We start from the raw sequence: 24,507 nt of genomic DNA on the forward strand, positions 1-24,507 counted from the left end.
TTTATAGTCCTTGTTCGGTGCAGTTGGGGTAGACAGTGCAGTCACGTCCATCCGGCATCTTGAATGGTTTGAAGTTAGTCGTATTTCCGTTACAAAACCCGTAGGGGTCCTCGATGCTTTTCCCCAGGCACCGCTTCCAGCCTTCGGGAAATTTGATCCAGGTGTCTCCCATATAAGGAAGCTCTTCATGTGCCAGTGAAAATATAGCAGTTAAAGACTTTCCCAAAAGCTCGTCACGTTGTATGGCTTCGGGAGTAGTAGGGGCGGCGACTGCCTTGCAACTAAGTATCTTGCTGATATTGTTTTTTGGTCCGGCTGTGCGAAATAACCATTGGCAGTTTATTTGAAGTGTGTTTTGGTGCGTTATTGGTGAGGTACTGATCGCTTTATCTACAAAAGAAATCCCAGCGTAGTCTCTCCCTATGTTTAGCCGGGTTCGGCCATATTTTGCGTCTACTTCATAATCAAAACGTTTAAGCACTAAAGGGCAGCCTCCTTCGTTGCTTATAAGGGGGATTTCGAATCGTGCTGTTTGCGCTTCGATTTTAAGATCTTGTTTGAAAAATTTTTTGCCCGGTTGGTTTCTTCCTTCGCGAGCCGGGACTGTGCAGCTTTCCCCCGTACGCGGCACATAAGACGCTTCACCTTTAATGCTGAACCCAGGTGGCAGTTCCGTCAGCAACGTAAAACTATCGGCAGGCTTGATGGCCGAACAGCCAGAAGCCACCATCACGCCCGCCGCAGCGAGGAACAAAGGCAAACGACCAGAAAAGTGTTCAGCCGTAAACGCTGTTTCGCCAGCCGCCACAAACTTACTCACGCTCTGGTTTGCCCAAACTCGCGTCAAAAACCCGCTGACACCGCGCAAAATGCTGCTCTGGGGTTTCACTCGGCAATGGCTGCCAAGCCACGTCTTCCGCGCATTTGGGATCAAGTCTCAGGCTGAGCATGAATTCGCGTTGTTCTGGCGTGTTCCATTGCCAGGTTTCAAGCAGGTCCATCTGTTCTTCCAGCCATTCGCGGACATTGCGGGTTTCGGAGAGTTTGGCGGCGGCCTCGACGTGGTACACCAGCAGCCAACGTTTCAGGTTTTCGCGCAAGATGCTGCGGGTACGCTCCGGCGCGTTTGGAATTCGCAACCACGGCGCGGGGTTGGGCACCGGGTACATGCCGGGGCGGGCGTTATCGGCGCTTTTCCATTGCTCCTCGTCCCAATACAGCACGCTGCTGATCGGGCCTAACAGCAACGGCCATTCGGTTTCGCTCAAGTTAGCGAGGCATCGAGCAATCACCCGATTGTCCTGAAAACGGAATAACGATCGTTCGCCGTCTTCCTCAATGACCATCCGCGCTTGCCAGTGTTGGGTCAGGCCGTCGAGGTCGGCTTTTTCCATGCTGCCGATCCAGCCCCAGTTGCGCTGCGGGTCGTCCAGCAGTTTGCGGAAGGCATCGGCGTTGGGTTCGTGCAATTCGGTCAGCCACGGGCTGATGGCGGCGAAGTCGGCATATGGGGTGCGTCGATAGAGCTGGACCGAGCGCTTCATCAATCCGGCGCTGTAGAGCGAAGTGACCGGGTTCGGCTCAGCGAGGCTGTCCAGGGCCAGGATCAGCACGCGATTGAGTTTTGCCTGTTCGCCGAGCCAGTTGTTCAGTGCGTCGCTCATGCTGCAGTCCCCAGATCGCACTTGCCTTCACGGCAGGCTTCGCAAATCGGGCAGCGTATGTCGCCCGCCGCACGGGCGGCTTTGGCCATGGCCATTTGTACGGCGGCCGGGACGAGCAGGGCGCCGGCTTTGTCCTGAGCGGCGGCCCACGGGATGACGGGCGGCAAAATCTGAATCCCTGTCCCCACCCCAGGCGAGCCCCCGGTGTTCACCTTCACCTCAGCCCCACTGATCGTCACGCCCCCCGCATCAACCTTGACGAAACTCCCGCCAGCTTTCGCCGTCAGTTCCATCCCACCCTCAACCACCACCTTCTCGCCAGCGTGGTAATGAATCTCCTGACCCGCCTCGACAAACTGCGCCGTCCCCACTTTCACATGCTGGGTCACCGCCACGGTCAGGTGATCATCCGCCCGCGCTTCAGTCTTGCGATCCAGTTGCGTGATGCGATGTTCTTCAACCTTGAACTCGCTGAAAACATTGGCCTCAACCGTGTCATGGCGTTCATTGCCGATGCGGATTTTCTGGTCGTGCTCGATGTTTTCATCCCAGTCGCGCTGGGCGTGCAGGTAGATCTGTTCCGCGCCTTTCTTGTCTTCGATGCGGAACTCGTTGTAGCCCTTGCCGCCCGGTGAACTGAGGGTCTTGAAGGTGCTGCGGGTCTTGTTCGCCGGCAGGTCGTAGGGGACGACGTTTTCCTTGTGGAACAGGCAGCCGGTGATCAGCGGTTGGTCGGGGTCGCCTTCGAGGAAGGTGACGAGGACTTCCATGCCGACCCGCGGGATCGCGATGCCGCCGTAGGCACTGCCGGCCCAGCCGGTGGCAACGCGTAGCCAGCAGCTGGTGGTGTCGTTGGCCTGGCCGTCGCGGTCCCAGTGGAATTGCACTTTGACGCGGCCGTATTCGTCGCAGTGGATTTCTTCGCCGGGCGGGCCGGTGACGATGGCGGTCTGGCTGCCGAGGACTTTCGGTTTCGGGTGTTCGAGGGCAGGGCGGAAGTGCGCGTCCCACGGGGTGGCGAGGAAGGTGTTGCGGTAGCCCTGATGGAAATCGTCTTTGTTATGGGTGACGTCGCTGGTGACGTTTTTGCCGAGCACTTGCGGCTGCTTGCCTTCGTGCACGACTTCGAGCAGCAGCCAGAGATCGTTCCACTCGGCGCGCGGGTGTTCGCTCAGGGCCATGAAGTGGCCGCTGACGAGGGTTGGCTCGTCGCCTTTGCCTTCGGCCAGTTTGTAATCGCTGCGATGGCGCTCCAGCGCGCGGGTGGCCAGTTGTTTGCCGCGCTCGCGGGTCAGGAAGCGGCCGGGGTAGTCGTAGTCTTCGAGATCCGGCGCGAAAGTGCTCTTGGCGGCGCCTTCGGGCAGGATGCGTGGTTTTTCGAAGTCGTAGTCGCGGCGGCTGACGCGGGTGGTGCGGGTTTCCAGGCGCAGGTTGAAACGTTTGATCACCGGTTTCGTGGCGGCCATGCCGGAGTCTTGCTGGTAGGCCACGGGTGCGAGTTTGCGGAACACCGTCTGGTCATCGCCGAAGACGAGTTTGTGGCCGCTGGCGCTGTGTTGGAAGTGGAAGTGAATGCCTTCCTCTTCGCACAGGCGCTGGATGAAGTGCAGGTCGGACTCGTCGTACTGCACGCAGTAATCGCGCTCGGGGTAGATCGCGCCGAGCTGGAAACTGTAGGCGTCAGACAGGATGCCGCGCGCCTCCAGTACCTGGGCGATGATCTTCGGCACACTTAAATGCTGGAAGATCTGCTGGTCATGGTTGTGGCGCAGGTAAGCGAGTTGCGGGACCAGGCTGATGCTGTAGCGCGTCAGGCTTTTGCCGGAATCGCCTTGCTCGATGCGATAGACCAGACCGTGAATGATGCCCTTGCCGGTGGCGCCGAAGGTCAGGCAGCCAGGCTTGTGCAGCAACTCTTCAAGTTTCAGGTCGGGACGGGCGCTGACCAGTTCGATGTCGAAACAGAACGGTTGATTGAGGGTTTCGCGACCGACGAAGCTGAGCACTTGCAGGTCAACGGAAACGCCTTCCAGCGTCAGGGAAATATGGGTTGCGTTCGCGTCCAGCATGCCTTTAATTCCGTCCTTTGAATAAGCTGGTGCGGATGGTGCAGGATTAAACCGCCACGTTCAAGGCGCAAATGGCGTAGGAGTGGATGCGTTGGGCTATCGGGAAAACCCTTAGATACAAGGTTTCGGCCAATGAATGCAGGGGATTTTTAGTTTTCTTTTCCTGGGTATCACTGCGCCACACCTTCCAGGTGGCCAAGAATCAACAGTCATTTCCAGACTAAAGTCCTCTTCGGCCGATAAAAGCCTGCTGCCGCCATTGCCGATGATCCTGTTGATCGTTCCTGCGCTCTGCGTGGGAATGCCTCACTGGACGCTCCGCGTCCGCGTTGGACGCGGAGCGTCCCGGGCTGTATTCCCACGCGGAACGTAGGAACGATCTGTCAGTTGAGTTGCTGCCGATACGGCAAATCCGGCCCGGTCTTGCTGCACGTCAGCGCCGCTGCCTGTACCGCAAACTTCAACATCCCGTCGATTTGCCCGCGCTCAAGGGATTGCACACCCGCAACCGAATCCAGCTGCTGCTCGGTCAACCAGGTAATCAACGCCGCCTGGAACGTATCGCCCGCGCCCACGGTATCAGCGATTTTCACTGAGCTCGCCGGTACTGACCACGAACCCTGAGTGCGGCTGAACACCGTGGCACCTTCACCACCTCGGGTCAGGAACACCAACTGACAGCGATGCTGCAACCAACCTTCAATCACCCGCTGCGGATCCTGCTCGGGGTACAACAGACTCAAATCCTCATCGCTGACTTTGATCAGATCCGCCAACTCAACCAGCGTCGCAATCCTCGAACGCCACAGGTCGATATTCGGTTCAGGATTGAGTCGGACATTCGGATCAAGGCTGATCAGGCGTTTTCCGCTTTCCCGCTGCACCAACGCCAGCAGCGTGTCGGCAATCGGCTGCACCACCAGGGAGAACGAGCCAATGTGCAAACCACGCACTTGCGGGCCCAGCTCAGGCAAATGCTCAGGTTTGAGCTGGCGGTCCGCGCAACCTTCACCGCGAAAGCTGTAGTGCGGCGAGCCATTGGCCCCGACCGCGACCATTGCCAGTGTGGTCGGTGCGGCGAAGTCCACCAGGTAATCCGGGCGCACACCTTCGTCCTGCAGCACTTGCTGCAAGCGTCGGCCCAGGTAGTCGGTGGAGAGTCCTGCAAAGAGCGCCGCTTCCACGCCCAATCGCCGCAAACCAACCGCCACATTGAACGGCGAACCGCCGGCAATTGCCTTGAAGTTCACTTTTGAAGCCAGGCCGCTGGCGTCGTCTTCACTGAAGAAATCGAACAGCGCTTCGCCACACACCAGATACATAGTTGTTCGCTCTTTAAAGGGTTGCGACATGTTGTTGATAACGTTCATAGGCCTGCTGACAGGCCGCCACATTGTCGGCAATCGGTAAGGTTTCACTGGCCAGATCGAGCTTTACACAACGCTCGCAAAGGTCCGCCAGACTGTCCTCGTGGCCGTTTGCCCTGGACTTGCACCACGCCGCCTGAATCGCTGCGCCCAGGGCTGCCGCTTCGCTCTGCTCGGTACAGATCACCGGGGTGTTCATGATGTCGGCGACGATCTGGCGCCACACCGGGCTTTTCGAGCCGCCGCCGATCAGGCAAATGCTGCGGCTTTGTAAGCCATTCTGGCGCAGCAGGTCCAGTCCATAACGCAAACCGAAGGTCGTGCCTTCGACGACTGCGCGGCACAGGTTGGCCTGCGTCAGGTTGGTCATGGTCAAGCCCAGCAGGCTGCCGGTGGCATGGGGCAGGGCGGGGACGCGCTCGCCATTGAGGAATGGCAGCATGCACACGCCTTCAGCACCGATGGGCGCCTGCTCGACCAAATCGTTGAAGTGTTCGATATCAAGGGCGAACAGCTCGCGGATGACCCCCGTGGCGTTGGTCAGGTTCATGGTGCAGATCAGCGGCAGCCAGCCACCGCTGGACGAGCAGAACGTGGCGACCGACGCATCCGGGCTGACTTTCGGCTGGTCAGCATAGGCGTACACCGTCCCCGAAGAGCCGAGGCTCATGGTGATCGCGCCGGGCTTGATATTGCCGGTGCCGATCGCGCCCATCATGTTGTCGCCGCCCCCGCTGGAGACCAGCGCCTGAGGGTTGATGCCGAGATGTTCAGCGATGCTCGGCAGGATCGTGCCGACTGCTTGATGCGCGTCGATCAACTCCGGCAACGCAGCTTGCAGGCGTCCGGTCGGGTCGATGTCGCGCAGCAACTGCAAATCCCATTGGCGGGTCCGCACGTTGAAATAGCCGGTGCCTGACGCGTCGCCGTACTCGCTGCAACTGCGGCCGGTGAGCCATTGGTTCAGGTAGTCGTGGGGCAGGAGGATGTGGGCGATCCGGGCGAAAATGTCCGGGTGCTGTTCTTTGGTCCACCGCAGTTTGGAAACGGTGTAGCCGGGCGCGATGACCACACCCAGGCGCTCAAGTGAACCCTTTTCGCCACCGAGTTGAGCCAGGAGACGGTCATTTTCCGGGGTGGATTCGGTGTCGCACCAAAGCTTCGCCGGACGCAGCACCTGACCTTGGTCATCGAGCAATACCAGGCCGTGTTGCTGTCCGGAGACGCCGAGGCCAAGGATGTCCTGACCGTCGACTTTCGCCGCGAGTAACGCACGGCGGGTGGCCAGGGTGAACGCTTCGAGCCACTGGCCGGTGTCTTGCTCGCGGCGACCGTTGGCGCCGCTGATCAAGCTGTGCACAGCGGCGCCCTGGCCCAGGACCTGGCCAGTGTGGGCGTCTAGGATCACGGCTTTGGTGCCTTGGGTGCCGCAGTCAATGCCGAGGAATAATTGTTGGTTTGCCATCGAAGGTCCTTGGATCGTCAGGTTCGACATTTAGGTTGTCGGTCAGTCCGTCATCGCGGGTAAGCCCGCTGCCACAGGGGATGTTTAGTCATGTTCGACAACGATCCAATGTGGGAGCGAGCCTGCTCGCGAAGACGGCAGCATTGTCACCGCCGCATTTACGCCAGCACCCGCTCCAGCGTCCGCGTCACACCCACCTCCCGCAAGCTGTTACAACACCATTCAAACGCCGCCACAAACGCCGGAGAACGGGGAATCGCCGTACCAAAGATCTCCTCAACCTCCAGCAACCGCTGGGTCATCAACGCATCATCGGCCACCAAGGCCTGGCAGAACGCTGCCCGCGGATCGGGAATCGAGTAAGTGTCTCCATTCTCATCCACCCCCTTCAAATACAACGCCCAGGCTGCCACCACCAGCGCGGCACGCTTGGTCTCCTGGCCATCGGCAATCAGGCGATTGATCGTCGGAACGGTGAACTTGGGAAACTTCGACGAGCCGTCCGAACACACACGCTCCAGCTGATCGGCGATGGCCTGATTGGAGAAACGCGCCACCAGCGTGTTCTTGTAATCCGTCAGGTCAATGCCCGGCACGGGCGACAGTTGCGGGGTGACGTCCAGGTCCATGTAGGCACGCATGTAGCGCACAAACAGCGGATCATTCATGGTCTCGTGTACGAAGCGATAACCCTTCAGAAACCCCAGATACGTCAGGGCCAAATGACTGCCGTTGAGCAGTTTGATCTTCATTTCTTCATACGGTGTGACGTCGTCGGTGAATTGCACGCCGACCTTTTCCCAGGCCGGACGCCCGTTGACGAACTTGTCTTCCAGCACCCACTGCACAAAGGGTTCGCAGACCACCGGCCAGGCATCGTCGACGCCATGTTTGTCGTGCAGTTGCAGCTTGTGTTCGGTGCTGGTCATTGGCGTGATGCGGTCGACCATCGCGTTGGGGAAGCTCACGCTGTTGGCGATCCAGTCACGCAGATCGGCATCGCGCAACGCGGCGAAGGCCAACAAGGCTTTGCGGGTGACGGCGCCGTTGTGCGGCAGGTTATCGCAGGACATCAAGGTGAAGGCCGGCGTGCCGGCGGCGCGACGTTTGGCCAGTGCGGCGCAGAGGAAGCCGAACACGGTTTTCGGTGCGTTCGGGTTGGCCAGGTCATGCTGGATTTGCGGCAGGTGCGCCATGAACTCGCCGTTGCTGTCATCGATGCAATAACCACCTTCGGTGATGGTCAGCGAGACGATGCGGATCTCTGGGCTGGCGAGCTTGTCGATCAACACCTGCGCGCCGTCTTCGGCCAACAGCATGTCGCGAATCGCGCCGATGACCCGGACTTCAGTGTCGTCGGTGTCGCCCAGTTCGAACAGGGTGAAGAGGTAATCCTGCTCTTTCAGATCGTCCCGGGCGCGACGGTCTTCGGCGCGCAGGCCGACCCCGCAAATCGCCCAGTCCAGGCCTTCTCCGGTATTCATCAAGGCGTCGGTGTAATACGCCTGATGGGCACGGTGAAAACCTCCGACGCCGATGTGGGCGATGCCTTGGCGCGTATCGCTCAGGGCGTAGGCGGGCAGGGCCACTTCGGGCGCGAGGCGGTTGAGGTTCTGTTGGTTGAGTTTCATCACAGGCTCTCTAAATCAGGCCGCTGCACGCAGCGGGCGGGTGAGCGCCACGCCGTCGGCATCGAATAAATGGCAGTGTTCGGCGTCCAGGTGCAGGCTCAAGGCTTCGCCGTAACGGCTGGCGAGGTCGCCACGAACGCGCATGGTCAACGCTTCGCCGGAAGCGGTCACGACGTGGCAGAAGGTGTCGCTGCCCAGGCGTTCGCTGACGTCGGCGGTGACCTGCAAGGTGCAGTCGCCGGTTTGCGCGAGGTTGAGGTGCTCCGGACGAATGCCCAGGGTCACCGCGCCGCCGACGTTCAGTTGGGCACCGCTCAGCGGCAGGGTGATGCGGGTGCCGGCGTCCAGCAGGACTTCACAGCTTTGGCTCTCGACTCGGGTGACTTTGCCTTTGAGGAAACCCATTTTCGGCGTGCCGAGGAACCCGGCGACAAACAGGTTGGCTGGCTGGTGGTACAAGTCCAGTGGCGAGCCGACTTGCTCGATTTTGCCGCCGTTGAGGACGACCACTTTGTCGGCCATGGTCATCGCTTCGACCTGATCGTGGGTCACGTAGATCATCGTCGCTTGCAGGTCTTTGTGCAGGCGCAACAGTTCCAGGCGCATCTGCACGCGAAGCGCGGCGTCGAGGTTGGACAGCGGTTCGTCGAACAGGAAGATTTTCGGGTTGCGCACGATGGCGCGGCCGATTGCGACACGTTGACGCTGGCCGCCGGAGAGTTGCTTGGGCTTGCGCTCAAGCATTGGCCCCAGTTCGAGGATGCGCGCCGCTTCACCGACTTTCTTCTCGACTTCAGCCTTCGGTACGCCGGCCAGATCAAGGGCGAACGACATGTTCTTTTTCACGGTCATGTGCGGGTACAGGGCATAGGTCTGGAACACCATCGCCAGATCGCGTTTGGCCGGGCTGACTTCGGTGATGTCGCGGCCGTCGAGTTCAATGGTGCCGCCGCTGACTTCTTCCAAGCCGGCGATCAGGCGCAGCAGGGTGGATTTGCCGCAGCCCGACGGGCCGACGAAGACCACGAATTCCTTGTCGTTCACTTCCAGGTCGATGCCTTTGATGATGGAAAAGCCTTCGAAGCCTTTTTGCAGATTCTTGATTTTCAGGTTGGCCATGATGATGGGCCTCCACGTGTTGTTATTCAGTTGAGCCGGGCGGGCTTTTCTGTGGGAGCGAGCCTGCTCGCGATTGCGGTGTGTCAGATGCATTAATGCTGCATGACACTCCCTCATCGCGAGCAGCCTCGCTCCCACAGGGATTTGCATGTCGGCAGGTCATTTCACAGCGCCAAACGACAGGCCGCGGACCAATTGTTTCTGGCTGATCCAGCCGAAAATCAGGATCGGCGCGCAGGCCAGGGTCGACACCGCCGACAACTTGGCCCAGAACAGGCCTTCGGGGCTGGAGTACGACGCGATCAGCGCGGTCAGTGGCGCGGCTTTCGACGAGGTCAGGTTCAGCGACCAGAACGCTTCGTTCCAGCACAGGATCAGCGACAGCAGCACGGTGGAGGCCAGGCCTCCCTTGGCGATCGGCAGCAGCACCCGGACCATTTCCTGCCAAAGCGTGGCACCGTCGAGGCGCGCGGCTTCGAGGATGTCTTTGGGGATGTCCTTGAAGTAGGTGTAAATCATCCAGACCACGATCGGCAGGTTGATCAGCGTGTAGATCACAATCAGCGCGATGCGCGTATCGAGCAGGCCGAAGCTCTTGGCCAACAGGTAGATCGGCATCAGCACGCCCACCGGCGGCAGCATCTTGGTGGAGAGCATCCACAGCAGCGTGCCCTTGGTGCGCTGGGTTTCGTAGAACGCCATGGAGTAGGCCGCCGGCACCGCGATCAGCAGGCACAGAGCCGTAGCGCTGAACGAAATCACCACCGAGTTCCAGGCGAAGCTGAAGTAATCGCTGCGCTCGTTGATGTGCAGGTAGTTCTCCAGCGTCGGCGTGAAGATGAACTGCGGCGGCGTGGCGAACGCGTCGATTTCGGTTTTGAAACTGGTCAACACCATCCAGAAAATCGGGAAGAAGATCAGGATCGCGATGGCCCAGGCCAGAGTGCCGAGCAGCAGGCTTTGCAGGCGGCGGGATTGTTGAAGAGTCATGGCGCAGGCCTCAGGCTTTGTCTGTCAGGTTTTTGCCGATCATCCGCACCAGCACGATGGCCGCGATGTTGGCGATCACCACCGCGATCAAGCCGCCGGCGGACGCCATGCCGACGTCGAACTGCACCAGCGCCTGGTTGTAGATCAGGTACGCCAGGTTGGTCGAGGCATAGCCGGGACCGCCGTTGGTGGTGGTGAAGATTTCGGCGAACACCGAGAGCAGGAAGATGGTTTCGATCATCACCACCACCGCAATCGGCCGTGCCAGGTGCGGCAGGGTCAGGTGCCAGAAAATCGCGATCGGCCCGGCCCCGTCGAGGCGTGCGGCTTCTTTCTGTTCCTGGTCGAGGGATTGCATGGCGGTCATCAGGATCAGGATCGCGAAGGGCAGCCATTGCCAGGACACGATTATGATGATCGACAGCAGCGGGTAGTGCGCCAGCCAGTCCACCGGCTGTGCGCCGAACAGCTTCCAGACGTAGGCGAGAATCCCCGACACCGGATGGAAAATCAGGTTCTTCCAGATCAGTGCGCCGACGGTGGGCATGATGAAAAACGGCGAGATCAGCATCACCCGCACGATGCCGCGACCGAGGAATTCGCTGGCCTCCAGCAAGGCACTGATCAGCACACCCAGTACCACGCTGATTAGCAGCACGCTGCCGACCAGCAACAGGGTGTTGGTGGCGCCGGGCATGAACCCGGAGTCAGTCAGGAAGTAGGTGAAGTTCTCCAGCCCGACGAATTCGTTTTCGCCGGGATAGAGAAGGTTGTAGCGGATCATTGAAAAGTAAACGGTCATGCCCAGCGGCACGATCATCCACAGCAGCAACAACGCCACCGAGGGGCTGACCAGAAACCAGCCGGGATTGGCCAATCGGCTTTTACGCACCGGTTGGGGGATGTCCATGTGAGCTTTGGCAGTTGAAATATTCATGGCGATCACTTGCTCGAAATGCGGCGAGACCCTGTGGCGAGGGAGCTTGCTCCCGCTCGGCTGCGAAGCAGTCGTAAATCCGGAAAATGCGGTCTGTCTGATGAATCGCGTTTCCCGGATTTGGGGCCGCTAGGCAGCCCAGCGGGAGCAAGCGCCCTCGCCACAATTTGGATGGCTAGGGGTTATTTGGGATAACCGGCGCGTTTCATCTCACGTTCGGTGGTTTGCTGGGCCGCCGTCAGTGCCTGGTCGACCGTGGTCTGGCCAATCAGCGCCGCCGAGAACAACTTGCCGACCTGGGTGCCCACCGCCTGGAATTCAGGGATAGTCACCAACTGGATGCCGATGTAAGGCACCGTTTTGAGGGTCGGTTTGCTCGGGTCCGCCGCTTTCAGCGATTCCAGCGTGACCTTGGCAAACGGTGCGGCGCTCATGTAAGCCTCGCTGTAGGTCGAGGCCCGAGTGCCGGGCGGCACGTTGGCGATACCGTCTTTTTCGGCAACCAATGCGCCGTATTCCTTGGAGGTAGCCCAGGCACTGAAGGTTTTCGCCGCGTCCTTGGCCTTGGAACTGGTCGGGATCGCCAGCGCCCAGGAATACAACCAGGCTGAACCTTTGTCGGTGGTCTCATGCGGCGCATAAGTAAAGCCAACGTGCTCGCTGACCTTGCTTTGGGTTTTGTCGGTGACGAAGGAACCGGCAACGCTGGCGTCTACCCAGATCGCGCACTTGCCGCTGTTGAACAACGCAAGGTTTTCGTTGAAGCCGTTACTGGAGGCACCCGGCGGGCCGGATTTCTTCATGGTGTCGACGTAGAAATTCAAGGCGTTTTTCCACTCAGGACCAGTGAATTCCGGCTTCCACTGCTCATCAAACCAGCGTGCCCCATAGGCATTGGCGACGGTGGTGATCAGCGCCATGTTCTCGCCCCAACCGGCCTTGCCACGCAGGCAGATGCCGTACTGTTCTTTGTCTTTATTGGTGAGCTTGCTGGCGAATTCGCCGATCTGGGTCCAGGTCGGGCGCTCGGGCATGGTCAGCCCGGCGTCCTTGAACAGGTCGGTGCGGTAATAGGTGATGGAGCTTTCCGCGTAAAACGGCAGGGCGTAGAGCGAGCCCTTGACCGAAAGGCCTTCACGCACCGAAGGGAACACATCGTCGAGGGCGTAGGTGGCCGGCAGATCCTTCATCGGCTCGAGCCAGCCCTTGGCGCCCCAGAGTGCGGCTTCGTACATGCCAATGGTCAGCACGTCGAACTGCCCGCCCTGGGTGGCGATGTCAGTGGTCAGGCGTTGGCGCAGGACGTTTTCTTCCAGTACCACCCAATTGAGCTTGATGTCCGGATGCTCGGCCTCGAAGGTTTTCGAGAGCTTTTGCATGCGGATCATGTCGCTGTTGTTGACGGTGGCGATGGTCAGCGTCTGAGCGCCAAGACTGACGCTGCTGAGGGTCATGCAGGTGAGGGCAAGCAGAGCTTTTACAGAAGGTTGCATCGTGCACTCCTTTTCTGCACCCGATGGGGGACAGAAGGACAGTTATTGTTTTTGTGTCTTCCGAGGGCAGGAAGAATGTGCACTGATTACAGCCTTCAATTGAGGATGTGACAAATCATCCGTCGCACTTGAATCGATACTTTTTTGCACTGGGATTAATGGGGGGAGATACAAGGACAGGCTTCACAGAGGTGAACAGTCATCGATTTTGTACAGGTTTTCTGGCTCCTTCGCGGGCAAGCCTCGCGCTCCTACAGGTATGGCGTATGGCCCAGAACGACCTGTGACCAAGACGTTCAGGCCAGATTCTGTTCGGTCAGCCGCTGTACCGCCAGCCGCCGGTAATGCGAGGGCGTCATGCCCTTGAGCTGTTGGAACCGCCGATTGAAGTTGGAAATATTGTTGAAACCCGATTCGAAACACACATCGGTCACCGGTTTGTCGCCATCGGCCAGCAACTCGCAGGATTTGCTGATGCGCAGGCGATTGACGAACTCGATGAAGCAGCGCCCGGTGGCTTGCTTGAACACCCGACTGAAATACGTTGGCTTCATGCCTAAATGCTCGGCGACTTCCTCGAGCGGCAGGTCCCGGGCGTAATGCGCAAAAATGTAATCCACCGCCCGGTTGGTGCGATCGATATTGTGTTCATCCGCCAGTTGCGGCGTGGTGGCACCCGACAGCAACTGAAAATCGTCAGAAGCCGCGAGCAGCTCCAGCAGTATGAAAAAGTGCCCGAGCCGGGTGACGCCTTTAGTGTCAGCGATGCGTTGCATCAACGTCATGGCCTGGCGGATGGTGCGCTTGCAACGAAATTCGATGCCGTACTGCGCGCGCTCCAGCAGTGGCGCAAGGGTCTTCAGTTCTGCGAATACCTGATGACCGCTCTCGAACAATTCATCCGTGAAGTTGACCAGCATGTCGCGCTTGGGCACTACCTCGTCTTCGGCCACCTGGCTGATCCAGTTGTGAGGCAGATTCGGGCCGGTCAAGAACAGGGTTTCCGGGTAGAAGTTGCCAATGTAATCGCCGATGAACACCTTGCCGGAACTGGCGACGATCAGGTGCAGCTCGTATTCCTTGTGGAAATGCCACCGCACCAACGGGCAGGGAAATCCATGCTGGCGATAGATGATCGACAACCCGTTGTGGTCGTCCATCAGTTCGTAGGAAGGATCGGTGACTCTTGCGGTTCGGGTCATGTCAGGGCGCTTTTTATTATCATTGCGCCCTGATCATGCCTCTTTCCAGGCCCCTAATGCCAGTGTGCAACGTTCCGTGTGTCAGCCCGGTGTCCGCTCATGCAACGCATGGCCGTAAACCGCTTTCATGCTGTTGGCCGTCCAGCAATAACGAACGATCTCTGATTCGTCGAAAAAGTCGGTATTGATGATGCTGCAGCGCGTGACCCAGTCCCGGGTGGGATTGAACCAGTCATTGATCTGGGTTTTGATGTCCTGAGGCCCTCCCAGAAACGCGTAGCTGGTGGCTGATAACGACCATAGAAACGTTTCGTACGGCGCGTCTTCGAGTGCGCTGGAAACATGGTTTTGCAGATCCTCGGTATCGGTAAACCGTTTGTTTATCCACTTGTGCGGGATGCGCGGCCAGAAGTAATCCTCATCCAGTTCCCGCCGTCCATGCGCCGCCAACACCACCCGGCGGCGGGAACTGATCCGCTTCAGTTCGCCGATGGTTTTTTCGGCGTCGCCGGGGGGGATCACTCGCTGCCCGAGTCGACTCACCAGAAGATCGTTGAGTTTCTGATAATCAAAGGGTTTGGACCCATCCGCGAGTTGGTGGAAATCCAGCACGATGAACTCATCGGGATTGCGGTCAAGGAACGCTGACACGTCTGTCATCAGTTCATCGAGGACCCGATGGGACTGGTATCCGTTGTGGTGAAAATAGAAAATCGACTGGTCCGCGCCCTCGGTGTAACCCAGGCGGATATCAAAGGCCCGGGCACCGTTGGACAGTTGCCAGGCAAATGAACCGTTTTGACACGTCGTCCAGTTGCCGATAACCACATCATAATTGGGTGCCTGTTTATCCATGCCGGCGTTATGGGCGCCCGGCCAGACGATATCGGTCAATTTTAATCGATGGATATCCAGGACGTTACTCATCCACTTTTGTTTGTCTAACGTGCCCGCTGTGTTTTGGGTCATGACAGTTCCTTGTCGTTGACGCGCCCCCTCCGTGGGGCGACGAAATTCATGTATCAGAGTTGGCTGCACGCCACACCTGTGTTGATCGCCCTGCGCAGAAAGGCTTTCATGACCCAGCATAGAAGTGAGTAAGAGGATTTCCAGTCATGGAAACAGTTACACATAGATAGCCGTTTAATGGCACGCCGATTAGTTGGCTCGTTTGGCGGCTTTATATACGTTTGCGGTTCGGCAATAGGAAACAATTTGCGACTCTTCAATGAAGTCAACATTGATGATGTTGCACTTTGCCGCCCAATCACTTTTTTCCGGGTCGAACCAGGCATTGAGTTCATCATGAATATCCACGGGGCCACCGAGGGCGCTGTAACTCGCTGCCGAGAGCGACCATGGTGCCCATGTGCCTGGCGGGTAGGTCAGGACGCTCGTAATGTGCTTCTCCAGATCGGCGGCGCTTGTGATGCCGCTGCCAGACCATTGGTGTTCAATCTGTTCAAGGAACACGTTTCGATCAAGCTGCCAATGCCCAGGGGCTGCGACCAGAAGCCTTTGCTCAGAACTGATTTGCTTGAGTTGTTGCAGGCTCAGAGAACGGTTTCGAGTGGGAATTATCTGGTGCCCCATAAGATGGATCATCATGTTGTTGAAGAAAGTGTAATCAAACGCATCCCCTTTTAGTTCGTGGAAGTCCAGGACAATGAATTCATCGGGGTTCTCGTCAAGAAACTGCCTCAGGTCGGTAAACAAGTTCCCCAAGGTACGATTGTTGCGGTAGCCGTTGTGATGCATTCGGAATTTTCCAAGCCCCGGTTCCTTGGCGTCAAATACGAGTCTGATATCCAACGCTCGAGAGCCTTTGCACAGTTGCGAGTAAAACGATTGGTGCTGACAAGCCAGCCAGTGGGCGCCTGGAATAAGCGGCCAAGAGGCTTTCCAGTCGCTGCCAGCGTTATGGGTGCCCGGCAGGGTCAATTCGCAGAGTGACAACGTGTCAATGGCCGGCGTGCTGGCCATCCAGTTGTTAAGTGTCAGGTTGTTTTGAACAATGGTAGTCATTTAATGCATCCTTGCATCAAGTGGTAAGTTAGATAAATGCCGCCGGATAAGTTTGTCTGAATCTAATCCGGCGAGTTATTTATAAGATGGGGTGTGAAAGGGGTCAATAAGCGTGACGATGCAAAGTGTGTAGCGATAGTGTCGATAGTTAGTGAGTGCGGTTTTTTGCTTCAATCCATTGCGCCATATACTGCGTACTTTTATGGTGGTGATGACGCAACATGCTGCCGGTAAAGTTATCCGTTCTAAGTTGGGCGAGACGTTGTTGGCAGTCTATTAATTTTTCGATAAGTGCCGGGCCATGTTCGGCTTGTCTATAACGATTGGCCAGCAACACCTGCCCTCTGGATTGGGCGTCCGTCCAGAGTGCTTCATCCTTGTACAACCGCACCGCATCATCGGCGAACTCCCGTGCCGTCCGGGCCACGGCGCCAGGCCAGGGATGCTGGCCGTGCATTGCTTCTGCGCCGATAGGCGTTGTGACTGTAGGCGTGCCACACAGCATGGCGTCGATGATCTTGCCCTTGATGCCCGCGCCGAAACGCAGCGGTGCCAGGCACACGCGCGCCGCCGACATCACTTGCAAGGCGTCTTCCGCCCAGTTCATGACATGGAACCCTTGGGCCGCGTTATGCAGCGCAGTGGCCTTGGGCGGCGTGTAAGCGCCATAGATGTGCAGTTGGGCGCCGGGTAGTTGTTCGCGGATCAACGGCCAGATCGCCGTTTTCATCCAGAGCACCGCATCCCAGTTCGGCGCATGTCGAAAGTTACCGATGCTGAGAAAGTGCGCCCGATCTTCAAAGGCAGCCGCCGGCACGCTCGGCGGTTCGACCATCAACGGGCACCAGTGCAGCAAATTGCGCGGCATCTTGAACTGCTCGACCAGCAACTCGATTTCCACTTCAGAGATCATCAGGTTCAAATCGCAACGATACAGCGCGGCCATTTCCCGTTTGGCCAGATCGGTATCGGCCATCAAGTCAAACTCTTCGCGCAATGCCGGTGCGAACAGGTCAGTGAAATCATTGTTATCGTCGCTGGTCTTCAAGCGATCCTTGAGACGCTGATGTCGGGCGTGCCGCAGGCTTTGCAGATCCGAAGTTTCAAGCACTCGCAAGGCGGCGGGGCAGTGTTTCTCGACACGCCAGCCGAATTGCTCTTCCATCATGAATTGATCAAACAGCACGATATCCGGGGCCAGTTGGCTGACGAAGTCGTCGAAACTGCTGTTGTTCAATTCGATCGGGACTTCGCGAATGCCTAGCGCCGTCAGATCCGCGCGATGTTCACCGGTACCGGCCGGACTGCTGAAGGTAATATCCCAGCCTTGTTTCAGAAACGTATCCAGAATCTGCATCACATGCCCACTGGCGGCCGAAGAGCGGGGCTCGGGCCAGACGTAACCAATGACGAGGACTTTGGTTGCGCGGGGCTGATTCATGAACGGTATTTCCTTGACTCGGGATGAGGGCTGAGTGACGCGAGAGGCGCGGGATTTAACCATATCTGGCCGCAAGGGATCACGACGTCGATGGAATGTTCTGCCATCCAGGGCGGCCTGTGCAACCGGTGGTGGGCAGGCTAAGGCTATGGAAAACGTGCTCAGGTTTATCCGCACAGGTCCGGTAGCAAGGTTGTTAGTGTGATGGATTGTTTCAATAAACAGGGAAGGCGCATTGATTGCTCAAGTGCAGCAGGATCATTTATAGGCAGCTAAGGTTTGCCGTTGATACGGCAAACCATTTTTTGGAAAAAGTGCGCCTAAGAAAATGTAATGAATGATTAAGCAAGCATGCCTTTGACCTTGTCGCGCAACTTATCAATCGAAAACGGCTTGCCGATCACTTGCATGCCCGCAGGGAGCTCGATGCTCTCGGCATAACCGCTGGCGAACAGGATCGGCAATTCATGACGCAGCATCCGCGCCTGTTTCGCCAGTTCTCTGCCATCCATATCCGGCAAACCCACATCGGTCATCATCAAATCGATGTGCTGGTCCTCATCGTTTAGAAACTCCAGCGCCTTTTTGCTGCCATCGGCCTCAAGGACCTTGTAGTCCAGTTCCTCCAGTACATCGACGATCAGCATGCGCACGATGTCATCGTCTTCTACTACCAGGATGGTGGACGGGGTGGAGGACATAAGAGGGCTCTCAAGGTAAATTCAGGGTCGCAGGTCGATCGAAATCGCCGGGCTCTATCATGAGTAAGTGGCAGATCCCGACAAGTTCCCGGCGTTGTGCAAAAAAGAATAGCTGTACAAGAGACGGCAGGATAACCGCTCCTTAGATCGATCGCAGCTAAATGCGGGTATTTGCCCGGATCGGCCGCAGAAAGTTGGATCAATGTGCCCGTTTTGGGGCAAACTCCCTGGTTTTGAATAGTTCGACAAGGCCTCCCCATGACCCCTGCGTCTTCGGTTGATGAGCAACGATTCCGTAAACTCCTGAGCCGCAACATCAGTCTGCCGTTGGGCGTTGGTGTGCTCAGCGCGGTGTTCTTTGTCTCGCTGATCACTTACCTGCTGTCGGTAATCCAGTGGGTCGAGCACACCGACCGGGTGATCAATAACGCCAATGAGGCGGTGAAACTGACCGTTGATCTGGAAACGGGGATGCGCGGCTTTCTGCTCAGCGGCGATGAGCATTTTCTCGACCCTTACGAAACGGCCAAGCCGAGAATCGCGGTCGCGCTCAATACTTTGCTCGAGCTCACGGCCGACAATCCGGTTCAGACCGATCGTCTGCGCCGACTCCAGGCCTTGCAGGTTGAGTGGGCCAACTATGCGCAATCCATGATCGAGTTGCAGCGCACCAACGGTGATTATCGCGGTGCTGTCAAAGCTGGGCAGGGCAAACGGCTGACCGACGAAATCCGCAAGCAATTCGAAGACGTGATCGACATGGAGCAGCAGTTGCGCACCACGCGCAACGAGGAAGTGCGCCGCACCACGATCTGGAGCATCTCCCTTTACCTGCTGTTCATCCTCGGCATCAGCGGTTTGCTGGCCTATATCGGTCGTCGCGATTTGCTCAACCTGTCCCAAAGCTATAGCGCCAACCTCGCCGCACAACAGGCCAGCGCCCGGCGCCTGGAACAGCAAGCGTGGCTGCGCAACGGCCAGACCGAACTGGCCGAGCAGGTGCTGGGGCAACTGTCCCTGAATCTGTTGGGGCGCAACATCCTGCAGTTCTGCGCGCAATATCTGGGCACTGCGGTCGCTGCTATTTATGTGCGCGAAGAACATGGCGGCCTCAGACGAATAGCGTCCTACGGTTTTTCTCGCGAGCAGGAAGAGCGCGACCAGCAGATCTACAGCGATGAAGGGATTGCCGGCCAGGTGGCGCAACAGGCTCGCCTGATCCGTCTCGATGACGTGCCAAGCGACTATTTCAAAGTCAGCTCCGGTCTGGGCGAAGGCCTGCCGCGTAGCGTGCTCGTGGTGCCCACCAGCGACGATGATCGGGTTAATGGCGTGATCGAGTTGGGTTTCCTGCGCCCCTTGGACGACCGCGACGTCGAATTGCTCGAGCTGATCGCCGGCAACATCGGCACGTCAATCGAGGCCGCTCGCTACCGTCAGCGTTTGCAGGAAGTGCTGGCCGAAACCCAGCAGCTCAACGAAGAGCTGCAAGTTCAGCAAGAAGAACTCAAGACCGCCAACGAAGAGCTCGAAGAGCAATCGCGGATTCTCAAGGAGTCCCAGGCTCACCTGGAAACCCAGCAAGTCGAGTTGGAGCAGACCAACGAACAACTCGCCGATCAGGCACAGATCCTGGCCGATCAGCGTGATGCGATGGACTTGAAGAACACCGAGCTCAACCAGGCCCAGGCCCAGCTTGAAGAGCGCGCCGAAGAATTGCAGCGCTCGAGCAAGTACAAGTCCGAGTTCCTCGCCAACATGTCCCACGAACTGCGCACGCCGTTGAACAGTTCGCTGATCCTGGCCAAGTTGCTGGCGGAAAACCCTCAGGAAAATCTCAGCGCCGAGCAGGTGAAGTTCGCCGAGTCGATCTACTCCGCCGGCAATGACTTGCTCAATCTGATCAATGACATTCTCGATATTTCCAAGGTCGAGGCCGGCAAGCTGGAAATGCGCCCCGAGAACACCAGCGTTGCGCGTCTGGTGGACGGACTGCGCGGAATGTTCGAGCCGATGGCCGCTGACAAGAAGCTGGAGTTCGAGGTCGACGTGCAGCCCGGTTCGCCGATGATGCTGTTCACCGACCGCCAGCGTCTGGAGCAAGTCGTTAAGAATCTGCTGTCGAACGCGGTGAAATTTACCGAAAAAGGCATCGTCAGCCTCACGGTGGCGTCCCAGCCGAACGACGGCATCGCCTTTATCGTCCGCGATTCCGGGATCGGCATCGCCGCCGACCAGCAGGACAGCATTTTCGAAGCCTTCCGCCAGGCCGACGGCACCACCAATCGCCGTTATGGCGGCACGGGGCTAGGCCTGTCGATTTCCCGCGATCTGGCGGCGTTGCTGGGCGGTTCGATCAGCGTCACCAGCGAGCCGGGGCAGGGCAGTGTGTTCACCCTCGTGCTGCCGCAGCAATACGTAGAACCGGGTGATGCGCCCCTCGCGCCGATGCAGGCTACCCCGGTCGCCGCAAAACCTAGGGTGACAACGCCCGCGCTGGTGCCGCTGATTGCCGAAGTCGACATTCCACGTTTCGATGATGACCGCAGCAAGGCGCCATTCACCACCCGTTGCATCCTGGTGGTGGAAGATGAGCCGAATTTTGCAAACATTCTCTACGATCTGGCCCACGAACTGGGTTACCAGTGCCTGGTCGCTCACGGGGCCGATGAAGGCTACGACCTGGCCAAGGAGTTCATTCCCGACGCCATTTTGCTGGACATGCGCCTGCCGGACCATTCCGGGCTGACCGTATTGCAGCGTCTGAAAGAACATGCCGAAACCCGCCACATTCCGGTGCATGTGATTTCGGTGGAAGATCGGGTCGAGGCGGCCATGCACATGGGCGCGATCGGTTATGCGGTCAAGCCGACCACTCGCGAAGAACTCAAGGACGTGTTTGCCCGCCTCGAGGCCAAGCTGACCCAGAAGGTCAAACGGGTGCTGCTGGTCGAAGACGATGATTTGCAACGCGACAGCATTGCTCGCCTGATCGGCGACGAGGACATTGAAATCACCGCCGTCGGCTTCGCCCAGGAAGCGCTCGACCTGCTGCGCACGACCATTTTCGATTGCATGATCATCGACCTGAAGCTGCCGGACATGCTCGGCAACGATCTGCTCAAGCGCATGTCCACCGAAGATATCTGCTCGTTCCCGCCGGTCATCGTTTACACCGGACGCAACCTGACCCGGGACGAAGAGGCTGACCTGCGCAAGTACTCGCGCTCGATCATCATCAAAGGCGCTCGCTCACCCGAGCGTTTGCTGGATGAGGTCACACTCTTTCTGCACAAAGTCGAATCCAGGTTGTCCCATGAACGCCAACGGATGCTCAAGACCGCGCGCAGCCGCGACAAGGTCTTCGAAGGCCGCAAAGTGCTGCTGGTGGACGACGATGTACGCAACATCTTCGCCCTGACCAGCGCTTTGGAGCAAAAGGGTGCAGTCGTGGTCATCGGCCGGAACGGTCGTGAGGCGATTGAAAAACTGAATGAAGTCGAGGACATCGATCTGGTGTTGATGGACGTGATGATGCCGGAGATGGACGGTTTCGAAGCCACCATCGAGATCCGCAAGGACCCGCGCTGGCGCAAGCTGCCCATCATTGCGGTGACGGCCAAGGCCATGAAGGACGATCAGGAGCGCTGCCTGCAAGCCGGCTCCAACGATTACCTGGCCAAGCCCATTGACCTGGATCGCCTGTTTTCGCTGATTCGCGTGTGGTTACCGAAGATGGAACGCATTTAGTGGAACGCATTGAAACAGTGGCGCGTAACAGCGAGATCGAATTGCGGTTGTTGATCGAGGCGATCTACCTCAAGTACAGCTACGACTTTCGCGATTATTCCGGCGCTTCGATCAAGCGCCGGGTCAATCATGCGTTGGCGCAATTCGAGTGCAATACCATTTCGGCCCTGCAAGAAAAGGTGCTGCACGATCCGACCGCGTTCATGCAGTTGCTGCAATTGCTGACGATCCCGGTCAGCGAAATGTTTCGCGATCCTTCGCATTTCCTCGCGATCCGCAAGGAAGTCGTGCCACTGCTCAAGACCTATCCGTCGATCAAGATCTGGATCGCCGGTTGCAGCACGGGTGAAGAAGTCTATTCGATGGCGATTCTGCTGCGCGAAGAAGGCTTGCTCGATCGCACGATCATCTACGCCACCGATATCAATCCGCGCTCGCTGGAGAAGGCCAAACAGGGGATTTTCTCCATGGAGAATGTCCGCGCCTACACTCACAACTACCAGCAGGCCGGTGGCCAGCGTTCGTTCGCCGACTACTACACGGCGGCGTATGGCTACGCGATTTTCGACAAGACGTTGTGTGAGAACGTGACGTTCGCCGATCACAGCCTGGCGACGGACAGCGTCTTTTCAGAAACCCAATTGATTTCGTGCCGTAATGTTTTGATTTATTTCAATAAAAAGCTTCAGGATCGCGCGTTCGGTTTGTTCCATGAATCCCTTTGTCATCGAGGATTCCTGGTGCTGGGCAGTAAGGAAACCCCGGATTTTTCCGCCTTCGGCAACCAGTTTTCGCCCTTGGTCAAACAAGAACGGATTTACCGTAAATCATGAACAATGCAGCGGATTTGCCTTCGATAGACGCTATCGTGATCGGCGCTTCGGCCGGTGGGGTGGAGGCATTGCTCAACATTCTCAGTCCGTTGCGTAAAGGTTTCATGCTGCCGATCATCGTAGTCCTGCACCTGCCCGACGAGCGGCGCAGCCAACTGGCCGAAGTCTTTGCCCGCCGGGTTTGCATGCCTGTCGAGGAAGCTGGCGACAAAATTGATGTGGCAGCCGGAACGTTGTATTTCGCCACTCCGGGCTATCACTTGTCAGTGGAGCAGGACCGCAGTTTTTCCCTGAGCCTTGAGGATCGCGTGCATTACTCGCGGCCTTCCATTGATTTTCTGTTCGAGTCGGCGGCCGATGTCTATGGCCCAGGCCTGGCGGCCGTGCTGCTGACTGGCGCGAACCGTGATGGCGCACACGGATTGGCGCGGGTCAAACGTTGTGGCGGCCTGACCATCGTGCAGGACCCGGACGAAGCCCAGGTCGCGACCATGCCTCGGGCGGCGCTGGATTTGCACTGCCCTGACCACATTCTCCCAATACGCGGCATCGGCCGTCTGCTTGTCGAGCTGGAACGAATAGCATGCTAAGTAACATCCAAGCCAAATTGCTGATTGTCGACGATCTGCCGGAGAACCTGCTGGCACTTGAGGCGCTGATCAAGCGTGAAGACCGCATGGTCTACAAAGCCTTGTCCGCCGACGAAGCCTTGTCGTTGCTGCTGCAACACGAATTCGCCATGGCCATTCTCGACGTACAGATGCCGGGCATGAACGGCTTTGAACTGGCCGAGTTGATGCGCGGTACAGAGAAGACCAAGAACATCCCGATTGTGTTTGTCAGTGCCGCGGGCCGCGAGCTGAACTACGCGTTCAAGGGTTACGAAAGCGGGGCCGTGGACTTCCTGCACAAGCCACTGGATATTCACGCCGTCAAAAGCAAGGTCAACGTCTTCGTCGACCTCTACCGCCAAAGCAAGGCGATGAAGCAACAGGTTGAAGAGCTGGAGCAGGCTCGCCGCGAGCAGGAAGCGCTGCTCAAGCAGTTGCAGACCACCCAGAATGAACTGGAGCAAGCGGTGCGCATGCGCGATGACTTCATGTCGATCGTCGCCCACGAAGTCCGCACGCCGCTCAATGGCCTGATCCTCGAAACCCAGCTGCGCAAGATGCACCTGGCCCGGGACAACGCGTCGGCGTTCACCCTCGACAAGATGCACGCCATGGTCGACCGTGACGAGCGGCAGATCAAAAGCCTGATCCGTCTCATTGAAGACATGTTGGATGTGTCACGCATCCGCACCGGCAAGTTGTCGATCCGCTCGACCAGATTTGACCTCGTGCAGTTGGTCAGCAACCTGCTGCAAAACTTCGCGCCGCAAGTTGACGCCGCCGAGTGTTCCGTTGCGTTTACCGCCGAGCAGCCAGTGGTCGGCAACTGGGACGAATTTCGTATCGAACAAGTGATTTCAAATCTGCTGACCAACGCCTTGCGTTATGGTGGCAAGAGCCTGATTGATGTCAGGGTCTACAGTCACGAGGGTCAGGCACGGGTCGAAGTGCAGGACCGCGGGATCGGTATCAGTGAAGAAAACCAGAAGCGCATTTTTCAACAGTTCGAACGGGTGTCAGCCAAAACCGTGGTCGCGGGGCTGGGACTGGGGCTGTTTATTTCCGAGCAGATCGTCGCCGCCCATGGCGGCTCCATCGCCGTCGAGAGCAAGATCAACGAGGGCGCCTTATTTCGCGTTTGTCTGCCGTTGTAGGAAAACAGCCGGATAAACGCAACCTCTGATCGACCCCATGGTCGTATCAGCAGCT

19 protein-coding genes are annotated in these 24,507 nt (G+C 58.0%); 4 read left to right on the top strand and 15 right to left on the bottom strand.

The annotated features are described in order from the left end of the window. Position 1 precedes the first annotated feature (1 nt). The 15 genes from FHL16_RS06765 to FHL16_RS06835 form a co-directional block, all read right to left on the bottom strand. The gene (locus tag FHL16_RS06765; protein ID WP_238706158.1) at positions 2-820 is read right to left on the bottom strand and encodes a hypothetical protein; all 819 of its coding nucleotides are present in this window, start codon (positions 818-820) and stop codon (positions 2-4) included. Then, positions 813-1,664, bottom strand: coding sequence for a DUF4123 domain-containing protein (locus FHL16_RS06770; RefSeq protein ID WP_077747824.1), 852 nt, complete (start codon positions 1,662-1,664; stop codon positions 813-815). Before FHL16_RS06770 ends, FHL16_RS06765 begins: the two co-directional genes overlap by 8 nt. Next, positions 1,661-3,733: a type VI secretion system Vgr family protein gene (locus tag FHL16_RS06775; RefSeq protein WP_077747825.1), complete on the bottom strand. Its 2,073-nt coding sequence runs from the start codon at positions 3,731-3,733 to the stop codon at positions 1,661-1,663. Before FHL16_RS06775 ends, FHL16_RS06770 begins: the two co-directional genes overlap by 4 nt. A 383-nt stretch (positions 3,734-4,116) precedes the next feature. Then, entirely contained in the window at positions 4,117-5,055 is a 939-nt protein-coding gene (locus FHL16_RS06780; RefSeq protein WP_077747827.1) for a carbohydrate kinase family protein, read from the bottom strand. Positions 5,056-5,068: 13 nt separating this feature from the next. Further along, positions 5,069-6,565, bottom strand: coding sequence for a xylulokinase (gene xylB / locus FHL16_RS06785; RefSeq protein WP_077747828.1), 1,497 nt, complete (start codon positions 6,563-6,565; stop codon positions 5,069-5,071). Positions 6,566-6,723: 158 nt separating this feature from the next. After that, positions 6,724-8,196 (bottom strand): mannitol dehydrogenase family protein, encoded by a 1,473-nt coding sequence (locus tag FHL16_RS06790; protein ID WP_077747829.1) that lies wholly within the window; start codon positions 8,194-8,196, stop codon positions 6,724-6,726. A gap of 15 nt (positions 8,197-8,211) precedes the next feature. After that, positions 8,212-9,315 carry an ABC transporter ATP-binding protein gene (locus FHL16_RS06795; RefSeq protein WP_077747830.1) on the bottom strand — a complete coding sequence of 368 codons (1,104 nt, stop codon included), beginning with the start codon at positions 9,313-9,315 and terminating at the stop codon, positions 8,212-8,214. 159 nt (positions 9,316-9,474) lie between these two features. After that, entirely contained in the window at positions 9,475-10,305 is an 831-nt protein-coding gene (locus tag FHL16_RS06800; RefSeq protein ID WP_007936731.1) for a carbohydrate ABC transporter permease, read from the bottom strand. Between the two features lie 10 nt (positions 10,306-10,315). After that, positions 10,316-11,242, bottom strand: a complete 927-nt coding sequence (locus FHL16_RS06805) for a carbohydrate ABC transporter permease (RefSeq protein WP_077747832.1) — start codon at positions 11,240-11,242, stop codon at positions 10,316-10,318. 182 nt (positions 11,243-11,424) lie between these two features. Then, positions 11,425-12,735, bottom strand: a complete 1,311-nt coding sequence (locus tag FHL16_RS06810) for an ABC transporter substrate-binding protein (protein WP_077747834.1) — start codon at positions 12,733-12,735, stop codon at positions 11,425-11,427. Positions 12,736-13,031: 296 nt separating this feature from the next. Further along, a complete protein-coding gene (locus tag FHL16_RS06815) occupies positions 13,032-13,937 on the bottom strand; it encodes an AraC family transcriptional regulator (protein ID WP_077747836.1) in 906 nt (301 codons plus the stop codon). An 81-nt stretch (positions 13,938-14,018) separates the two neighbouring features. After that, positions 14,019-14,906 carry a phospholipase gene (locus tag FHL16_RS06820; protein WP_010460458.1) on the bottom strand — a complete coding sequence of 296 codons (888 nt, stop codon included), beginning with the start codon at positions 14,904-14,906 and terminating at the stop codon, positions 14,019-14,021. A 189-nt stretch (positions 14,907-15,095) separates the two neighbouring features. Then, the gene (locus FHL16_RS06825; protein WP_077747838.1) at positions 15,096-15,962 is read right to left on the bottom strand and encodes a phospholipase; all 867 of its coding nucleotides are present in this window, start codon (positions 15,960-15,962) and stop codon (positions 15,096-15,098) included. A 148-nt stretch (positions 15,963-16,110) separates the two neighbouring features. After that, positions 16,111-17,403 carry a glycosyltransferase gene (locus FHL16_RS06830; protein WP_077747840.1) on the bottom strand — a complete coding sequence of 431 codons (1,293 nt, stop codon included), beginning with the start codon at positions 17,401-17,403 and terminating at the stop codon, positions 16,111-16,113. A gap of 341 nt (positions 17,404-17,744) precedes the next feature. Further along, a complete protein-coding gene (locus FHL16_RS06835) occupies positions 17,745-18,104 on the bottom strand; it encodes a response regulator (RefSeq protein ID WP_010460453.1) in 360 nt (119 codons plus the stop codon). A 258-nt stretch (positions 18,105-18,362) separates the two neighbouring features. Between FHL16_RS06835 and FHL16_RS06840 the strand changes: the two genes are divergently transcribed. The 4 genes from FHL16_RS06840 to FHL16_RS06855 are packed head-to-tail and all read left to right on the top strand — an operon-like array spanning position 18,363 to position 24,452. After that, a complete protein-coding gene (locus FHL16_RS06840; RefSeq protein ID WP_010460451.1) occupies positions 18,363-21,854 on the top strand; it encodes a response regulator in 3,492 nt (1,163 codons plus the stop codon). Further along, complete coding sequence (locus tag FHL16_RS06845) at positions 21,854-22,687, top strand: CheR family methyltransferase (protein WP_010460449.1); 834 nt, start codon at positions 21,854-21,856, stop codon at positions 22,685-22,687. The genes FHL16_RS06840 and FHL16_RS06845 overlap by 1 nt, the downstream gene beginning before the upstream one ends. Further along, positions 22,684-23,277: a chemotaxis protein CheB gene (locus tag FHL16_RS06850; RefSeq protein ID WP_077747841.1), complete on the top strand. Its 594-nt coding sequence runs from the start codon at positions 22,684-22,686 to the stop codon at positions 23,275-23,277. Before FHL16_RS06845 ends, FHL16_RS06850 begins: the two co-directional genes overlap by 4 nt. Beyond that, the gene (locus FHL16_RS06855) at positions 23,271-24,452 is read left to right on the top strand and encodes a hybrid sensor histidine kinase/response regulator (RefSeq protein WP_010460446.1); all 1,182 of its coding nucleotides are present in this window, start codon (positions 23,271-23,273) and stop codon (positions 24,450-24,452) included. Before FHL16_RS06850 ends, FHL16_RS06855 begins: the two co-directional genes overlap by 7 nt. The last annotated feature ends 55 nt before the right edge of the window (positions 24,453-24,507 follow it).

The organism is Pseudomonas sp. FSL W5-0299 (assembly GCF_005930655.1).
Lineage (GTDB): Bacteria > Pseudomonadota > Gammaproteobacteria > Pseudomonadales > Pseudomonadaceae > Aquipseudomonas > Aquipseudomonas mandelii.

Bases quoted from the DNA above. Each gene is read 5' to 3' on its own strand.
- xylB (WP_077747828.1), bottom strand. From the start codon at position 6,565: ATGGCAAACCAACAATTATTCCTCGGCATTGACTGCGGCACCCAAGGC.
- FHL16_RS06825 (WP_077747838.1), bottom strand. From the start codon at position 15,962: ATGACTACCATTGTTCAAAACAACCTGACACTTAACAACTGGATGGCC.
- FHL16_RS06855 (WP_010460446.1), top strand. From the start codon at position 23,271: ATGCTAAGTAACATCCAAGCCAAATTGCTGATTGTCGACGATCTGCCG.
- FHL16_RS06850 (WP_077747841.1), top strand. From the start codon at position 22,684: ATGAACAATGCAGCGGATTTGCCTTCGATAGACGCTATCGTGATCGGC.
- FHL16_RS06835 (WP_010460453.1), bottom strand. From the start codon at position 18,104: ATGTCCTCCACCCCGTCCACCATCCTGGTAGTAGAAGACGATGACATC.
- FHL16_RS06790 (WP_077747829.1), bottom strand. From the start codon at position 8,196: ATGAAACTCAACCAACAGAACCTCAACCGCCTCGCGCCCGAAGTGGCC.
- FHL16_RS06770 (WP_077747824.1), bottom strand. From the start codon at position 1,664: ATGAGCGACGCACTGAACAACTGGCTCGGCGAACAGGCAAAACTCAAT.
- FHL16_RS06775 (WP_077747825.1), bottom strand. From the start codon at position 3,733: ATGCTGGACGCGAACGCAACCCATATTTCCCTGACGCTGGAAGGCGTT.
- FHL16_RS06805 (WP_077747832.1), bottom strand. From the start codon at position 11,242: ATGAATATTTCAACTGCCAAAGCTCACATGGACATCCCCCAACCGGTG.
- FHL16_RS06815 (WP_077747836.1), bottom strand. From the start codon at position 13,937: ATGACCCGAACCGCAAGAGTCACCGATCCTTCCTACGAACTGATGGAC.
- FHL16_RS06820 (WP_010460458.1), bottom strand. From the start codon at position 14,906: ATGACCCAAAACACAGCGGGCACGTTAGACAAACAAAAGTGGATGAGT.
- FHL16_RS06830 (WP_077747840.1), bottom strand. From the start codon at position 17,403: ATGAATCAGCCCCGCGCAACCAAAGTCCTCGTCATTGGTTACGTCTGG.
- FHL16_RS06840 (WP_010460451.1), top strand. From the start codon at position 18,363: ATGACCCCTGCGTCTTCGGTTGATGAGCAACGATTCCGTAAACTCCTG.
- FHL16_RS06810 (WP_077747834.1), bottom strand. From the start codon at position 12,735: ATGCAACCTTCTGTAAAAGCTCTGCTTGCCCTCACCTGCATGACCCTC.
- FHL16_RS06800 (WP_007936731.1), bottom strand. From the start codon at position 10,305: ATGACTCTTCAACAATCCCGCCGCCTGCAAAGCCTGCTGCTCGGCACT.
- FHL16_RS06795 (WP_077747830.1), bottom strand. From the start codon at position 9,315: ATGGCCAACCTGAAAATCAAGAATCTGCAAAAAGGCTTCGAAGGCTTT.
- FHL16_RS06780 (WP_077747827.1), bottom strand. From the start codon at position 5,055: ATGTATCTGGTGTGTGGCGAAGCGCTGTTCGATTTCTTCAGTGAAGAC.